At 54.9% G+C, this 17,065-nt stretch carries 15 protein-coding genes; 6 read left to right on the forward strand and 9 right to left on the reverse strand.

All coding sequences use genetic code 11. The features are described from left to right. Positions 1-58: 58 nt before the first annotated feature. Together glpQ and glpT are read right to left on the reverse strand one after the other, a co-directional pair. Positions 59-1,135, reverse strand: coding sequence for a glycerophosphodiester phosphodiesterase (gene glpQ, locus C2U53_RS27195; protein ID WP_043000052.1), 1,077 nt, complete (start codon positions 1,133-1,135; stop codon positions 59-61). 4 nt (positions 1,136-1,139) lie between these two features. After that, positions 1,140-2,459, reverse strand: coding sequence for a glycerol-3-phosphate transporter (gene glpT / locus C2U53_RS27200; protein WP_104446740.1), 1,320 nt, complete (start codon positions 2,457-2,459; stop codon positions 1,140-1,142). Between the two features lie 341 nt (positions 2,460-2,800). On the opposite strand from glpT, the gene glpA reads away from it, so the two are divergent. The 4 genes from glpA (at position 2,801) to C2U53_RS27220 (ending at position 7,962) form a co-directional block, all read left to right on the forward strand. Beyond that, positions 2,801-4,429 (forward strand): anaerobic glycerol-3-phosphate dehydrogenase subunit A, encoded by a 1,629-nt coding sequence (glpA, locus tag C2U53_RS27205; RefSeq protein WP_104446741.1) that lies wholly within the window; start codon positions 2,801-2,803, stop codon positions 4,427-4,429. Then, entirely contained in the window at positions 4,419-5,678 is a 1,260-nt protein-coding gene (glpB, locus tag C2U53_RS27210; RefSeq protein ID WP_104446742.1) for a glycerol-3-phosphate dehydrogenase subunit GlpB, read from the forward strand. The genes glpA and glpB overlap by 11 nt, the downstream gene beginning before the upstream one ends. Further along, a complete protein-coding gene (gene glpC / locus C2U53_RS27215) occupies positions 5,675-6,865 on the forward strand; it encodes an anaerobic glycerol-3-phosphate dehydrogenase subunit GlpC (protein ID WP_043000049.1) in 1,191 nt (396 codons plus the stop codon). The genes glpB and glpC overlap by 4 nt, the downstream gene beginning before the upstream one ends. Before the next feature lie 182 nt (positions 6,866-7,047). Then, positions 7,048-7,962, forward strand: a complete 915-nt coding sequence (locus C2U53_RS27220; RefSeq protein ID WP_104446743.1) for an Rpn family recombination-promoting nuclease/putative transposase — start codon at positions 7,048-7,050, stop codon at positions 7,960-7,962. A gap of 45 nt (positions 7,963-8,007) precedes the next feature. Here the strand turns inward: C2U53_RS27220 and yfaU are convergent, their stop codons facing one another. The 6 genes from yfaU to C2U53_RS27250 all read right to left on the reverse strand — a co-directional run bounded on the left by yfaU (position 8,008) and on the right by C2U53_RS27250 (position 14,252). Next, on the reverse strand, positions 8,008-8,811 hold the full coding sequence (gene yfaU, locus C2U53_RS27225; protein WP_044258552.1) for a 2-keto-3-deoxy-L-rhamnonate aldolase: 804 nt from the start codon (positions 8,809-8,811) through the stop codon (positions 8,008-8,010). Between the two features lie 25 nt (positions 8,812-8,836). Next, positions 8,837-10,126: an MFS transporter gene (locus C2U53_RS27230; RefSeq protein WP_104446744.1), complete on the reverse strand. Its 1,290-nt coding sequence runs from the start codon at positions 10,124-10,126 to the stop codon at positions 8,837-8,839. 56 nt (positions 10,127-10,182) lie between these two features. Next, a complete protein-coding gene (rhmD, locus tag C2U53_RS27235; RefSeq protein ID WP_104446926.1) occupies positions 10,183-11,388 on the reverse strand; it encodes an L-rhamnonate dehydratase in 1,206 nt (401 codons plus the stop codon). A 14-nt stretch (positions 11,389-11,402) separates the two neighbouring features. Then, the gene (locus tag C2U53_RS27240) at positions 11,403-12,185 is read right to left on the reverse strand and encodes an IclR family transcriptional regulator (protein WP_043000045.1); all 783 of its coding nucleotides are present in this window, start codon (positions 12,183-12,185) and stop codon (positions 11,403-11,405) included. Positions 12,186-12,398: 213 nt separating this feature from the next. Next, a complete protein-coding gene (locus tag C2U53_RS27245; protein ID WP_104446745.1) occupies positions 12,399-13,595 on the reverse strand; it encodes a nicotinamide mononucleotide deamidase-related protein YfaY in 1,197 nt (398 codons plus the stop codon). A gap of 114 nt (positions 13,596-13,709) precedes the next feature. Beyond that, positions 13,710-14,252: a YfaZ family outer membrane protein gene (locus tag C2U53_RS27250; protein ID WP_043000043.1), complete on the reverse strand. Its 543-nt coding sequence runs from the start codon at positions 14,250-14,252 to the stop codon at positions 13,710-13,712. Positions 14,253-14,563: 311 nt separating this feature from the next. Between C2U53_RS27250 and nudI the strand changes: the two genes are divergently transcribed. Beyond that, positions 14,564-14,989 carry a nucleoside triphosphatase NudI gene (gene nudI / locus C2U53_RS27255; protein WP_043000042.1) on the forward strand — a complete coding sequence of 142 codons (426 nt, stop codon included), beginning with the start codon at positions 14,564-14,566 and terminating at the stop codon, positions 14,987-14,989. 48 nt (positions 14,990-15,037) lie between these two features. On the opposite strand, the gene C2U53_RS27260 is transcribed toward nudI, so the two are convergent. After that, positions 15,038-15,643, reverse strand: a complete 606-nt coding sequence (locus C2U53_RS27260) for a histidine phosphatase family protein (protein ID WP_043000041.1) — start codon at positions 15,641-15,643, stop codon at positions 15,038-15,040. A gap of 280 nt (positions 15,644-15,923) precedes the next feature. On the opposite strand from C2U53_RS27260, the gene arnB reads away from it, so the two are divergent. Further along, positions 15,924-17,063: a UDP-4-amino-4-deoxy-L-arabinose aminotransferase gene (gene arnB, locus C2U53_RS27265; RefSeq protein WP_172740603.1), complete on the forward strand. Its 1,140-nt coding sequence runs from the start codon at positions 15,924-15,926 to the stop codon at positions 17,061-17,063. The last annotated feature ends 2 nt before the right edge of the window (positions 17,064-17,065 follow it).

Genomic DNA, 17,065 nt, shown 5'->3' on the forward strand with positions numbered 1-17,065 from the left:
GCACCTTACTCAGCGGTTGCCCGCCTTTGGGGTGCAGTGGAGAGGGATAACGCGGTTGTTACTCTTTACGTAAGAACATCACCGCTTTGTCGGGGAAGTCGGTGAACAGCCCGTCCACGCCCGCTTTGTTGTAGAGGATGTCGTACAGCTGATTCACATCCGTCGTGTACTCCGGCAACTGATCGGCGCGCACCGTATAAGGATGAACCGCCATCTTATTCTGGTGGGCCTCTTTCACCATATCTGTCAGGACGATATTGCCTTTCGTCGACTTCTCGTCAATCAGCATGTGGTAATCCGGACCGATGCCGTCCGCATATTCCGCCACCTGTTTCATCGCCCCGGGTTTGAACATCCAGTCGTAGTTGTAATTGACCCAACTGCCGTCCGGCTGCTTCTCCTGGGTTTCATTCCAGTCGGTATAGGCAATCAACTGCACCAGGTTCAGATCCATCCCCATTTTAGGTTCCAGCTCATTTTTGATGCGCTTGAGTTCTGCTACATCAAAACTTTGCAGATAGACTTTGTCCTGCTTGTCGCTGTAACCGTACTGTTTCAGCACTTCCAGAGTCTTCGTCGCAATGTCCTTCCCTTCCTGATGATGGAACCACGGCGCTTTGATCTCCGGATAGATACCGATGTTCTTGCCGGTAGAATGGTTCAGTCCCTGAACAAACTCGATCTCTTCAGCAAAGGTATGCACGCGGAAATCCGATTTACCCATCGGGAAACGCCCAGGATAGGTTTGCACCTTCTTGCCATTTTCCAGATCAAACCCTTCGGTAAATTTCAGAGATTTGATTTCGTCCAGCGTAAAGTCGATGGCGTAATAACGACCGTCTTTGCGTGCACGATCCGGAAAACGCTCGGCGACATCCGTCACGCGATCAAGATAGTGGTCATGCAGGACGACCAGTTGGTCGTCTTTGGTCATCACCAGATCCTGTTCCAGATAATCCGCCCCCTGCGCGTAGGCCATTGCTTTCGCGGGCAGCGTATGTTCCGGTAGGTAGCCGCTCGCGCCACGGTGGGCAATCACAACTTTATCCGTGTTGCTGGCGGCCAGGGCATGACTTCCCATTACCGCGCCCGCCATCATCAGCGTCAGGCTCAGGTTTTTCAGTGTTTTTTTCATTCACTTAGCCCCCGTTGCGTTTCAGTTGCATCTCAGCATGGTGGCGTTTTTCGCCGATCATCACCACAATCAACAGAATCACCGCCAGAATGCTGCCGCCGATCATCACCATGAAACCGCCGTCCCAGCCGAAGAAGTCCACGGTGTAGCCGACGATGGCGCTGGCCGCCACGGAACCGCCGAGGTAACCAAACAGGCCGGTAAAGCCCGCTGCCGTCCCTGCGGCTTTTTTCGGTGCCAGTTCCAGCGCATGCAAACCAATCAGCATCACCGGACCGTAAATCAGGAAGCCGATCACAATCATACAAACCATATCGACGGTCGGGTTACCTGCCGGGTTCATCCAGTAAACGATGGTAGCGATCGTCACCAGGGTCATAAAGAACACACCGGTCGCGCCACGGTTACCACGGAACACTTTGTCCGACATCCAGCCGCACAGCAGCGTGCCAGGGATCCCTGCATATTCATAGAAGAAGTAGGCCCAGGAGGATTTATCCAGCGCAAAGTGCTTCACTTCTTTCAGATAGGTTGGAGACCAGTCGAGAATGCCGTAACGCAGCAGATAAACGAACACGTTCGCAATCGCGATGTACCACAACAGTTTATTCGGCAGAACGTACTGCATGAAGATCTGCTTCGCGGTCAGCTCTTCTTCCGCTTTCTCGTTGTAGTCGTCCGGATAGTCGTTTTTGTACTCTTCGATGGGCGGCAGGCCACAGGATTGCGGCGTATCACGCATCAGCGCGAAAGCGAAAATAGCCACCAGAATGGCGCCGAACGCTGGCATATACAGGGCAGCTTTCCAGTCGTTAAACCAGGCCATCCCGAGCAGGAACAGCAGCGGAGGAATCCCGCCACCGACGTTATGCGCACAGTTCCAGACGGAGACAATCCCGCCACGTTCCTTCTGCGACCACCAGTGCACCATGGTGCGTCCGCACGGCGGCCAGCCCATTCCCTGGAACCATCCGCAGAGGAACAACAGCACGAACATAATAGCAATGCTCGATGTCGCCCACGGTACAAAGCCCATGAACAGCATCACTGCCGCGGCCAGAATCAGACCGGCAGGCAGGAAAACGCGCGGATTCGAGCGATCCGAAACCGACCCCATGATGAATTTCGAAAATCCGTAGGCAATAGAGATCCCCGACAAGGCAAAACCTAAATCACCGCGTGAAAACCCCTGCTCGACCAGGTAAGGCATTGCAAGGGCAAAGTTCTTGCGCACCAGATAGTACGCGGCATAGCCAAAGAATATCCCCAGGAATATTTGCCAGCGAAGCCGGCGGTATGTCGGATCGATCTCCGCTGCAGGCAAGCGAGCTTTATGCGCTCCGCTGCAGGCAAGCGAGCTTTATGCGCCGCTGGTTTAAAAATACTCAACATAATGTAGCCTCCGTGGCCCGTCTTTTATAAGTAGTAAACACCGCAGGTGGTACACGCAACCCCCGCTGCTTCCAGTGTTGGTCGCGATCTTATGCAAAGATACATGCCGTGAATGTGAATTACAGCACATATTGTTACAGATTTATGATGAATGTTCAGAAAGGCGCACGAAATCACGTTTCATTTTCGAATTATGAGCGAATATGCGCGAAATCAAACAAATCATGCTTTTTATGTGGCTAAATGATAAAAAACGAACTGTGAGGGAAAACAATGAAAACTCGCGACTCGCAAACCAGTGACGTGATTATCATTGGGGGTGGTGCCACTGGCGCAGGGATTGCCCGCGACTGCGCGCTGCGTGGACTCCGTGTTATTTTAGTCGAGCGTCATGATATTGCGACCGGAGCGACCGGTCGTAACCACGGGCTGCTGCACAGCGGCGCGCGTTATGCGGTGACTGACGCCGAATCTGCCCGCGAATGCATCAGCGAAAACCAAATTCTGAAACGTATCGCCCGCCACTGCGTTGAGCCGACGGACGGTCTGTTTATTACCCTGCCCGAAGATGAGCTTTCCTTTCAGGCCACCTTTATCCGTGCCTGTGAAGAAGCGGGCATTCGGGCAGAAGCGATCGATCCGCAACAGGCGCGGATTATCGAACCGTCGGTGAACCCACAGCTGATCGGCGCGGTCAAAGTGCCGGACGGAACGGTCGATCCGTTCCGCCTGACTGCAGCCAACATGCTTGATGCGAAAGAGCACGGTGCCATTATCCTGACCGCCCACGAAGTGACGGGGTTGATCCGTGAAGGCGCGACCGTTAGCGGTGTCCATGTGCGCAACCATCTCAATGGCGAAACGCAAACGCTGCATGCGCCGGTGGTGGTGAACGCCGCCGGGATCTGGGGACAGCGGATCGCGGAATATGCCGATTTGAGTATCCGCATGTTCCCGGCGAAAGGGTCGCTGCTCATTATGGACCACCGCATCAACCAACACGTCATTAACCGCTGCCGCAAGCCTTCCGACGCCGATATTCTGGTACCCGGCGATACCATTTCGCTGATTGGCACCACCTCAACCCACATTGATTACAATGATATCGACAGCAACCGCGTCACCGCCGATGAGGTCGATATTCTGCTGCGCGAAGGTGAAAAGCTGGCGCCGATCATGGCGAAAACGCGCATTCTGCGCGCCTACTCCGGGGTGCGTCCACTGGTGGCAAGCGATGACGATCCCAGCGGTCGTAACGTCAGTCGCGGCATTGTGCTGTTCGATCACGCGAAACGCGACGGCCTGGACGGGTTTATCACGATTACCGGCGGCAAACTGATGACTTATCGTCTAATGGCGGAATGGGCCACCGACGCGGTCTGTCGGAAACTGGGTAACACGCGTCCTTGCATCACTGCAGACACGCTGCTACCGGGCTCGCAGGAACCCACGGAAAGCACGCTGAAGCGCGTGATCTCTCTGCCAGCCCCACTGCGAGGCTCCGCGGTGTATCGCCACGGCGACCGTACGCCAGCATGGCTGAGTCATGGTCGTCAGCACCGCAGTCTGGTCTGTGAATGTGAAGCCGTCACCGCGGGTGAAGTGCAGTACGCTGTCGAAAATTTAAACGTCAACAGCCTGCTTGATCTCCGTCGTCGCACCCGCGTGGGGATGGGTACCTGTCAGGGCGAGCTCTGCGCCTGCCGTGCCGCCGGGTTGCTGCAACGCTTTAACATCACCACCGCTGCGCAGTCCATTACCCAGTTGTCAGACTTCCTCAACGAACGCTGGAAAGGCGTACAACCGATCGCCTGGGGTGATGCCCTGCGCGAAAGCGAATTTACCCGCTGGGTATACCAGGGATTATGTGGTCTGGAAAAGGAGCCTCGCGATGAGATTTGATACGGTCATTATGGGCGGCGGTCTCGCCGGACTGCTGTGCGGACTGCAGTTGCAAAAGAGCGGATTACGCTGTGCGGTGGTCACTCGCGGTCAGAGCGCGCTGCACTTCTCTTCCGGCTCGCTGGATCTGCTCAGCGCGCTACCGGACGGGCAACCAGTGAATGACATCACTGCCGGTCTGGACGCCCTGCGCGAACAGGCCCCAACACATCCCTACGCCACGCTGGGTACGCAACGCGCTCTGACACTCGCTGAACAGACACAGGCGCTGCTGGAAGCCTCCGGCGCGCATTTGCAAGGCGAGGTTCGGCAGTCACATCAGCGGGTCACCCCGCTCGGCACACTGCGTTCGACCTGGCTCAGTTCACCGGAAGTCCCTGTCTGGCCGCTGGCGGCAAAACGCCTCTGTGTGGTGGGCATTAGCGGCTTACTCGATTTTCAGGCGCACCTGGCGGCGGCCTCTTTACGTCAACACGATCTGACGGTTGAAACCGCCGAAATCGACCTGCCGGAACTGGACGTGTTGCGTGACAACGCCACCGAATTTCGGGCGGTGAATATTGCGCGTTTTCTGGATAACGAAGATAAATGGCCCTTGTTGTATGACGCGCTGTTGCCGATCGCAAAAACCTGCGAAATGATCATCATGCCCGCCTGCTTTGGTCTGGCGGATGACCGCCTCTGGCGCTGGCTCAACGAGCGTCTGCCATGCTCGCTGATGCTACTGCCTACGCTACCGCCATCGGTGCTGGGGATCCGTCTGCATAACCAGTTGCAGCGTCAGTTCGTCCGTCAGGGCGGGATCTGGATGCCAGGCGATGAGGTGAAGAAAGTCACCTGCAAAAATGGCGTAGTGAGCGAAATCTGGACGCGGAACCACGCGGACATTCCGCTACGCCCGCGTTTCGCGGTGCTTGCCAGCGGGAGTTTCTTTAGCAGCGGCCTGCTTGCCGAACGTGAAGGGATCCGCGAACCGATTCTGGGACTGGATGTTCAGCAAACGGCGACCCGCGCCGAATGGTATCAACGCGATTTCTTTGACGCGCAACCCTGGCAACAGTTTGGCGTCACCACTGATGAGGCGCTGCGCCCGTCGTTGGCCGGACAAACCGTAGACAACCTCTATGCGATTGGCTCGGTTCTCGGCGGATTCGACCCCATTGTCCAGGGATGCGGAGGCGGCGTCTGCGCAGTCACCGCGTTACATGCCGCCCATCACATTGCAGCACGTGCAGGAGGTGAGCAATGAGCGATACGAGTTTTGAAAGTTGCATCAAATGCACGGTCTGTACTACCGCCTGTCCGGTCAGCCGTGTGAATCCAGGTTACCCGGGCCCCAAACAGGCCGGTCCCGACGGCGAGCGCCTGCGTCTGAAAGATGGCGCGCTGTACGACGACGCGCTGAAATATTGCATTAACTGCAAACGCTGCGAAGTGGCCTGCCCGTCTGACGTCAAAATCGGCGATATCATTCAGCGCGCGCGGGCAAAATATGACACCTCCACCCCGTCGCTGCGTAACTTTATCTTAAGCCACACCGACCTGATGGGCAGTGTTTCCACCCCGTTCGCGCCGGTGGTCAACACGGCAACATCACTGAAACCGGTGCGCCAGTTGCTCGATTACGCGCTGAAAATCGACCATCGCCGGACGTTGCCAAAATACTCTTTCGGCACCTTCCGCCGCTGGTATCGCAGCGTGGCGGCCCAGCAGGCACAGTACAACGATCAGGTTGCCTTCTTCCACGGTTGTTTTGTGAATTACAACCATCCGCAGCTCGGCAAAGATTTGATCAAAGTGCTGAACGCGATGGGCACCGGCGTTCAGTTATTGAGTAAAGAGAAGTGCTGCGGCGTGCCGCTGATTGCCAACGGATTCACCGACAAGGCGCGTAAACAGGCGGTGACTAACGTCGAATCACTGCGTGAAGCGATTGGCGTGAAGGGGATTCCGGTCATTGCCACTTCCTCGACCTGTACTTTTGCACTGCGTGACGAGTACCCGGAAGTGCTGGACGTCGACAACAGCGGTCTGCGGGAACATATCGAACTGGCAACCCGCTGGCTGTGGCGAAAACTGGACGAAGGAAAAACCCTGCCGCTGAAGCCGTTACCGTTAAAAGTGGTGTATCACACGCCGTGCCATATGGAAAAAATGGGCTGGACGCTGTACACCCTTGAACTGTTACGCCGCATTCCGGGGCTGGAACTCACGGTGCTGGATTCTCAGTGCTGCGGAATAGCTGGTACCTACGGCTTTAAAAAAGAGAACTATCCTACCTCGCAAGCCATCGGCGCACCGCTGTTTAAACAGATTGAAGACAGCGGCGCGGATATTGTGGTGACCGACTGCGAGACCTGCAAATGGCAAATCGAGATGTCCACCAGCAAACGCTGCGAACATCCGATCACCCTGTTGGCGAAAGCATTAGGCTAAATGACTCGCCCGGCGGCACGGTGCCCCGGGCGTTTTTGCGTTTAGCCTTCCACAAAATTGAATACGTTACCGTCGTACGTATTTATCTCCCGTCCCTCTTCGCAAAGACTGAATTTCGGGCATGCAGCCCTTAATGTAACCTCGTATCGTCACGTCACTGGATTCTTTGGTGACGGACAACCATGGCGAAATCAACGACGTCAACACCGCACGATGCCGTGTTTAAAAAGATGATGACCCATCCTGAAATTGCGCAGGATTTTCTTAAGATTCATCTTCCTGAGTCATTATGCAAACTTTGCGAGTTAACCACGCTCAAACTGGAATCCACCACCTTCATTGAAGACGACCTGAGAACCTACTATTCCGATGTTTTGTGGTCGCTGAAAACACACGAGGGTGAGGGTTACATTTACTGCGTTATCGAACATCAGAGTACCGCCGTGCCGCACATGGCCTTTCGTTTGATGCGCTATGCCACTGCCGCGATGCAACACCACCTTGATAGCGGAAATAAAACCCTGCCGCTGGTGATCCCGATGCTGTTTTATCATGGCGAACAAAGCCCATACCCTTTCTCACTGAACTGGCTGGACGAATTTAACGACCCACAGCTGGCGCGGCAACTCTACACAGAAGCCTTTCCACTGGTCGATATCACGGTGATTACTGACGACGAAATCATGCAGCATAAGCGCATAGCTCTGCTGGAACTGATGCAAAAACATATCCGCGATCGTGATTTGATGGGGCTGGTTGACCGACTGGTCACGCTGTTAATTACAGGTACTGCTAATGACAGCCAGTTGCATACGCTGTTTAATTATCTGGTGCAGTACGGCGATGTGTCCCGCTTCAGTGACTTTATCCGTAACGTCGCTGAGCGAGTTCCCCATCACAAGGAGAAATTGATGACGATTGCAGAAAGGCTTCGGCAGGAAGGCCACGACACGGGATTGCAGGAAGGCAGGCAAAAAGGCACCAGGGAGGAGGCATTACGTATCGCGCGGATGATGCTGAAGAGCGGGATCGAACGCGACAAGGTGTTAATGATAACCGGACTGTCACTCGACGATATCATGGCAAACAGTCCGTAAAGTCTGACAGATGGCCCGGCGGTGCAGCGCCGCCGGATTATGGATTTAGTAACTGCTTTTCAGTTTCGGCATCGTCTGACCGGGCTTAAACATTGCCAGCCGCTGATCCAGCGCGTCGGTATACAACATAGTATCAACGCCCACGGCGACAAAGTTTGCCCCCCATTCCAGACATTTCTGCGCCATGAGCGGATCGACGGCGAGAAAACCCGCCGCTTTTCCGGCCGCACGAATGCGCTGGATGCTCTCTTTGATAATCCTCTGCACCTCCGGGTGCCCGCTGTTGTCCGGATACCCCAACGAAGCCGAAAGATCGGCGGGACCAATAAACACGCCGTCAATCCCGTCTACATCGAGGATCGCATCCAGATTATCCAGCGCGGCTTTACTTTCAACCTGCACCAGCAGACAGAGTGACTCATTGGCCTGCGCCATATAGTTTTCAATGCGTCCCCAGCGCGCTGCCCGCGCCACGCTGGCGCCGACGCCGCGCTCCCCCACCGGCGGGTAACGGGTCGCAGCAACCACCTGCCGCGCCTGTTCTGCGCTATCGACCATCGGTATCAACAGCGTCTGCGCGCCGATATCCAGTACCTGCTTGATCAATGCCTTAGCGCCTTCTACCGGACGAATCACCGGCTGGCTGGCGTAAGGGGCTATCGCCTGCAACTGATGATAGAGATCCTGCATCGTGTTCGGCGCGTGTTCGCCGTCGATCAGCAGCCAGTCATAACCCGACGTCGCGGCAATTTCCGCCATATAAGAGGTGGTCGAACTCAGCCACAGTCCGATTTGTACTTCCCCTTTGCGGAGTGCGTCCTTAAAAGGGTTTGCTAACAATGCGTTCATAATGATCCTTACAACATGGATAAACTTATTGATGCGCAGCACCCGGTTGCGACGCAGGACGATTTACGCTCAGGGTGAAAATAATCAATGAGCCGATGATGGCGACGCCCGCCAGCGTCAACAGTCCTGCGGCATCGCTGGCAAACATCGTTTCTGCTTTAACACGCAGGATTGGCGCAATAAACCCGCCCACCGCGCCAAACAGGTTCACGAAGCCGATCCCCGCCGCCAGCGCGGTGCCGGAAAGTAATTGCGTCGGCATGGTCCAGAACACCGGTTGTACGGCGATAAAACCGACAGCCGCTACGCAAAGCGCCAGAATCGCCACCACCGGAGACGCCAGCCCGGATACGCCGATGCCAATCCCCGCCGCCAGCAGCGTCAGCGCAGCGACATTACGACGTTCACCCGTACGGTCTGAGTAGCGAGGGATCAGCCAGGTCCCAAACAGTGCGGCAACCCATGGAATGGCAGTCACCACCGACGCCGTGAAGCCGACTTTGGTGCCCAGCAGTGCAGCAACCTGAGTCGGCAGGAAGAAAATCAGTCCGTACACCGCCACCTGAATCGTCAGATAGATAATCGCCAGTTGCCAGACGCGTCCGTTACGCAGGGCATCCGTCAGTTTTGACGTGGTCTTCTTCTCTTCTTCACTCTCCAGTTGGCTTATGAGCGCCGCTTTCTCTTCTGCGCTGAGGAAACGGGCCTGCTGCGGGGTATCATCCAGCCAGAAGAAGGTGAAGACCCCGGCACCAACTGCCAGCAAACCTTCGATAACGAACATCCAGAACCAGCCAGGATGCCCCATGAAACCGTGCATCTCCAGCAGCGCGCCGGACAGCGGCGATCCCAGCGTCAACGCCAGCGGCGCCCCCATGTAAAACAGCCCCATAATGCTGGCGCGGTTACGCTGCGGGAACCATTGCGAGGTGAGATAGATCATGCCGGGGAAGAAACCGGCTTCCGCCGCTCCCAGCAGGGTACGGATAATCAGGAATTTCGCCTCGGTATCCGCCCACGCCATCGCGGCGGAGAGGAATCCCCACAACAGCGTGGTGGTGCCAATCCATGTTCTGGCCCCCAGCTTGCGCATCAGCAGGTTAGCGGGCACGCCAAGAAAGGCGTAGACCACAAAGAAAATCCCCGCGCCAAGCGCATAGGCTTCGTTGCTCAGCCCGGTATCAATCTGATAGGTCTCTTTGGCAAAGCCAATGTTCGAACGGTCCAGAAACGCCAGTACATACAGTGCCAGCATAAACGGGATTAAACGTGCGCGGTTTTTCTTCACCACGCCGTCAAGAAGAGTGGTACTCATAGCAAGATCCTCAAAGAGATGAGGGCGTTGCCGACGCTGCGGCAACGCACAGGTCATTAGTGGCTATAAGGCCGTTTCAGATTGCAGTCGCGGTTAAGCTCCACGCCGAATCCTGGTTTATCCAGCACGGACTTATGAATGCGGCCCTGTACCGGTACCGGTTCATCAAGCAGAATCGGGTCAAACTGCGGACGCATGGTTGAGCAGTCCGGGCTGGTCATCAGGAACTCACTGAACGGCGTGTTGGTGAAGGTAATCACCGCATGATGTGAGTAGACCGACGAGCCGTGCGGCACCACCAGTTGTCCGCGCGATTTCGCAATCGCAGCAATCTCGACTAGCGTGGTCAGGCCGCCGCACCAGCCGACATCCGGCTGCATGATATCGATACCGGTTTCCGCCAGCGTACGGAAGGACTGCAGTGTGCCGTGGTGTTCACCACTGGTGACCATCATGCCTGCCGGCGCATTGCGTTTCAGTTCGCGATAGCCTTCATACTGCTGTGGCGGTAAACACTCTTCGATCCACTTCAGGTTAGATGGCGCGCAGGCGTGGGCCAGCTTCGTGGCATAATTCACGTCCTGACTCATCCAGCAGTCGAGCATCAGCCAGAAATCCGGGCCGCACTTCTCACGCATCTCCGCCACCATCGCGGCATCTTTGCGGATCCCCACATCGCCATCGTGTGGCCCCCAGTGCGTCGGCATTTTGCCGCCAATGAAGCCCATCTCCTTTGCCAAATCCGGACGTGCGCCAGTGGCGTAGAACTGAATTTCATCGCGCACCGCGCCGCCCAGCAGTTTGTACACCGGCAGCCCCACCACTTTGCCGAACAGATCCCACAGCGCCAAATCCACGCAGGAGATGGTGTTCATTACCAGCCCGCCTGAACCGGAGTAGTACATCGTCGCGCCAAGTATCTGATCGTGAATGAGTTTGATATCGCTGACGCATTTCCCTTCGATAAAGCGATTGAGGTGTTTTTCAACGATAAAGCACCCCATCTCCCCTGCCGTAGAGACCGCAAATCCCGTCTGTCCGTTTTCGGCCTCAACTTCGACAATCAACGTACCCAGCACGTTAATCCCAAAGGACTGGCGTGACTGTTCGTATTCACGATATTTGCTCATCGGCGTGGCGATATGATCGTCAATCCAGTGATTCGCCCCCTGGTCATGATAATCACCGCCGCCAGCGCCTTTTTCTGCGGTAGCGCCACCGGTAAACCAGGCGCGGACATGTTTAATTTTGGGTAGGGTCATGATGTTCTCCATTATTATGATGCGAGTGAATCGAAGGGACTTTTCCATCCCAACAGACGTGAAATATCCTTCGCGCAGGCAATGGCTTTGCCGGCAAGATAATCACGATTCTCTTCGTTAATTTCTAAGCGAGTGCCAACCACCGAAATGGCGGCGGCGGGTTCGTTATTGGCATTAAATACAGGGGCAGCAACACAGCGTACATCCGGATAATCCTCTCCGTTGTCGAAGCTCCAGCCGCGCTGACGGATGCGTTCCAGTTCATCGCTAAGTTGCTGAGGTTGGGTGATCGTGGTGGGGGTCGCCTGCTCCCACACCAGCTGTTCAATAATGGCGTTACGCACGGCGGCGGGCTGCCAGGCCAACAGGCACTTACCAATACCAGAGCGATACAACGAAAGGCTTTTCCCTTCATGGGAGCGCACGCTGATGGTCGAAGACGATTCCACCTTCAGGATGTAATACGCGCTTTCATGGTCAATGATCCCCAAATGGCAGAGCAGCCCCGTTTCATCCATCAGTTGCGTCAGGCGTGGTCGCGCCAGTTCACGCAGATCCATTTTGCTGAGCGCATGGCCGGAGAGTTCTACCAGTTTGGTCCACAGACAAAAGTTCTCCTGGTGATCGACACTGATAAACCGCTGACGCTTCAGTTCACTCAACAGCAGGTACGCCGTGCTTTTGGGAATACCCAGCGTTTCGATAATCGTGGCGGCGCTACAGGGGCCAATCCGCGCAATCAGATTGAGAATATCGATGGCGCGGGTGAGCGCCGGGACTTTGCTTGATTCCAACATACTGGACTCCAGTCTGAGATACTGGAATCAGTGTGATCGGTCGCGTCAGGTAAATTTGTGAAGCGCGTCATGTCGCGCCTTTCTTCCAGCAGAATGGAGAAATTACGTGCAGGAATGTGAGGTGACGCACGGATTTTTTCGTGGGGAGTACAATGGGTTGGACAAAAAAAAGAATCAGCCCGAAAAACGCAATGCCTTCGGGCGAGGTAAAGACTACAGCGTCAGGGATTCAACCACCTCAATCCAGCCGTGTTCGCTGGCAATATCCTGCTTGTTGAACCAGCGACGTAACATGTTTAGCGCCATCATCGCACAGACCTCCTGACGGACCAGCAGACTGTGACGGGTCACGCTGAAATGCACGCGCAGGGCAAACGTCCCGTCGGGGGTCGCCAGCGCAAAATTCAGGTGATCGTTTTCCAGCCCTGAGATCGCCAGCGCCAGTCCGGCGTAATGGTTATCGCGCCGTTCTGTCGTCCAGTGCGCAGTCTGCGCCAGCGTCTCTTCCTGCGAAGGCACCACTTCACTGGCCAGCAGCGGCGCGCCCACGCGGGAGAGCTGCAGTGCCACCAACCCGCCGGTGAACTGCTCGCTCATCGTCAGGCTGAGCTGCCTTTTCTGCAACTCGCGGGCGATTTGCAACGGAAGTCCCTCGGTACCTTCAAAAATCAGGCTTTGGCCAGCAACGCGTTTGACCTCCTGCCACAGACTGCGCATCGCTTCACGCTGGGCATACGGTCCGGTTAATTTCAGTTCGATAATTGGCATCGAAGAACGGTAACCCAGCGTCACCCCTTCCGGTAATGAAAGCGAGTCGAGGCTTTGCGCCAGATCGCTTTCCGAACGACCAAAGGTGGTCAGACGCAGACACAGCGGCGGTTCGGTGAGAGAGAAGCGCTCGCGCAGACGCGGCAGGATCTCATGTTCTACCATCACCTTAAATTCTGACGGTACACCCGGCGTAAAGAACATCAGACAGCGATTAAGCTGTACCGCGAAACCACAGGCGGTGCCGACAGGATTATTGATGAATTCAGCGCTGGCGGGCAATTCCGCCTGTTTGCGGTTGCTGGGCGCCATCACTCTGCCGCGCTCGCGGAAGAATCGTTCCATCTCGGCAAGCCAGGCTTCGTGCAGAACCAGCCCTTCCCCTTTCGCCGTCGCCGCAGCAAGCGCGCTGAGATCGTCACTGGTCGGCCCCAGTCCACCGTTGACGATCAGTACGTCAGCATGCTGACTCCGCTCGCGCAGAATGGCGACCAGGCAATCGAGGTTATCGCCCACCGTATTACGACGGGTTAAGGGCAATCCCTGATTAAAGAAAAAATCGGCCAGCCAGGCTGCATTCGTGTCGACGATTTGCCCGTGCAACACTTCATCCCCGGTGGATAACATCTCCACGTTTAACATCGTGTTCTCCTGCTTTTATGATGAAAACACTATAACGCAAAGGGGGAAGTGGCGTGGTAGAGAAATATCAGGAAGGTAACAAAAGTGGCGCGGCAGAAGACCGCGCCACCAAAATTAGAAGCTGGCATTGACCCCAACATACGGGCCGTCCGCAATGGCGTTATCACGATTGCCGTCTTTACCCGCCAGGTTGAGGTAGCGATAACCCGCTTCGATGCTGAGCGGACGCATGATCGTCAGACGCGCGCCGGCATTCGCCTCTTCATAGCTCTGGATCCCGCTGGATAACGAGTCCGGTGAGTAGTAGTACTCGCCGAACAGGCGGAAACTGTCGCCTATTGGCCACTGTAATCCACCGCCAACCGCAGCAGCATAGCCTTCATCACTGTCGTTCGGGTTGGTATAGACCCCTTTGCCGCCCACCGTCGCCATCAGCGGGCCGAGCGGTAGATTTAGCCCCAGCCCCAGACCCGCGACGTCACCGTCGTCATCGCTATGCATCCAGTTACCGCTCAGCGCCAGTCCCGTAGACTCGGTGCCAAAGCCGACGCCAACGTTGGTATATTCCTTACCCGCCTGTCCGCTGATGCTCATTGCACTCGCAGAGGCGGAAACGAACAGCATTCCCGCTATGCCAAATAATACGCTTTTTTTCATTTTTACCCTTTCCAGCAAGCAAATACGTAAAGTTCCCCAAAGCCGCAGGATTGTACTGCCAGCGCTAAAGGAATCAATGAGCTAAAAAAGCGATCGTGCAGCATTTTGTAACTAAATAATACTGTTCAGAGGCAAGAAGAGTCTCATTAACCCTCTTTACCGTCCGGAAAAGCGCCAGGATACTATTTTTTATTCATAGCAATCCATCAAAGTACATTTCTCATATGAATAGAAAATAAACATTTTCTCCCCTGTTGCCAGGGGATAAACTTTTCCCTGCTAACACTCCCTCTGCTTCAAGGAACATTACCGTGCGTCAAAGGACTATTGTTTGCCCCTTAATACAGAATGCTGGAAGTTATCTCCTGTGCCAGATGGCCGACGACCGGGGCGTTTTCCCGGGCCAATGGGCACTGTCTGGTGGTGGCGTTGAACCAGGGGAACGCATTGAAGAGGCCCTGCGCCGTGAGATTCGCGAAGAACTGGGTACTGAGTTGGTTCTGACTGATATCAAACCCTGGACCTTCAGCGATGATATCCGTACCAAAACCTACCCCGATGGCCGTCAGGAAGAGATTTATATGATTTACCTGATTTTCGACTGCATCGCTGCCAATCGTGAGGTGCATATCAATGACGAGTTTCAGGCGTTTGCCTGGGTCAAGCCGGAAGATTTAGCGAAATACGATCTGAACGTTGCGACGGTGAAAACCTTAACACTGAAAGGGTTATTGTAATATTTGATGACAGCCATTACGGCTGTCATTCTTTTTTCATAATAGGGGTTAGAGTGAGACCAGTTTACCATCAAGGAATAATTTTCCCTTATCGACATGCATCACCAGGCCGTCCAGATAATCCGGGGTCAATTTTACACCCCGCATATTTTTTGCCAGATATGTCAAACAATGATTGTGGGTAAAAATTACCACATCTTTATTTTCCGACTTATTGGCTAAACGCTCAATGGCCTGATAAGTCCCCCGCCCACAGGCATGCATGCCTTTATCTACCGTCAGTTTTTTATCCGCAGAAAACCAGGTCGCTGACTGAATGGTGCGTACCGTATCGCTGGCATACAAATCGTAGTCTTTTATCTCTTTACCAAACGCGGCACCCAACGCACGGGCTTGCTTCGCGCCATGCTCGGTAATGCCGGTTTTATCCGACAGGCAGAGATTGTCTGACCTGTCGCAGCGCTCGGCATGACGAAACAACACCACCACCGGATGCTGTTTTGCCAGTACCGCCAGGGTACGGGAATCGATTCGCGGCAATCCGTTACTACTCCAGGCGAAATGACTGCCCAGCCCTACCATTATCACCAGCGCTGATAACAGGATAACCGTATATTTTTTGGATTTAATGAAATACTGGGACACGATAAACACAATAAACTCCACCCGTTACCGGCGAACAGAAATATCACTTTACGGCATACCGCTTAATCAAAGGCATGATCATTTAAGTGGGCAAAATGCCCGAAAACCCTGGCCAATGCAAATGCAATATAGAGAAAAAAGGATATATTTTCTTAACGTTAAGTTCTTAAGGTTAAATTAATATTCAGCCACTATTATTTGGCTTTAACTGGATAATCCTCATTTAGCCTCCTGTTTATGACTTAATAAATAAGAGGATCGCAGTATCCAAATGGCTAAAGGAAATATAATGTCTGATTTTCTGCCTTTCTCTCGCCCGGCGATAGGTACGGAAGAACTTGCCGCAATCAAAGCGGTTCTTGATTCCGGATGGATTACGACCGGCCCGAAAAATCAGCAACTGGAAGAGGCCTTCTGCCAGCTGACGGGAAACCACCACGCTATTGCTGTCAGCTCCGCCACGGCAGGTATGCATATCGCCCTCATGGCGCTGGGAATCGGTGCCGGTGATGAAGTCATCACCCCGTCAATGACCTGGGTTTCCACCCTGAACATGATTGTGCTATTGGGCGCCACCCCAGTGTTGGTGGATGTCGACCGCGACACGCTGATGGTCACCGCTGAGCACATTGAAGCCGCCATAACGCCGCGCACGAAAGCCATTATTCCCGTCCATTACGCCGGCGCACCGGCCGATCTGGATGCCATTTACGCCCTTGCAGAACGTCACGGCATTGCGGTTATCGAGGATGCCGCCCACGCGGTCGGGACTTTTTATCAGGGTCGTCACGTCGGCGCACGAGGTACCGCGATTTTCTCCTTTCACGCCATCAAGAATGTCACCTGCGCAGAGGGAGGACTGATCGTCACCGATGATGAGCCACTCGCCCGGCAGTTACGCGCCCTGAAATTCCACGGACTCGGCGTGGATGCCTACGATCGCCAGACCTGGGGTCGCGCGCCTCAGGCCGAGGTACTGACACCAGGTTACAAATACAATCTAACCGATATTAACGCAGCGATGGCGCTGGTTCAGTTAAACAAACTAGAGACACTAAACCGTCGCCGGGCAACTATCGCCCACGCGTACCAACAAGCGCTGGCCGATCTGCCGTTTCAACCGCTGAGCCTGCCGTCATGGCCCCACGTCCATGCATGGCATCTGTTTATTATTCGTACCGACGAAGAGCGCTGTGGCATCAGTCGTGACGCGCTGATGGAGGCGCTCAAAGCCCAGGGAATCGGGACCGGTTTGCATTTTCGCGCGGCACACACGCAGAAATATTACCGCGAGCGCTTTAACACCCTGTCGCTCCCCCATACCGAATGGAACAGCGCACGTATTTGCTCGCTACCGCTGTTTCCTGATATGACCCCGGCGGATACCGATCGTGTCATCACCGCACTTCGCCAGATTGCAGGTAAATAACC

Source organism: Citrobacter sp. CFNIH10 (assembly GCF_002934585.1).
GTDB lineage: Bacteria > Pseudomonadota > Gammaproteobacteria > Enterobacterales > Enterobacteriaceae > Citrobacter_A > Citrobacter_A amalonaticus.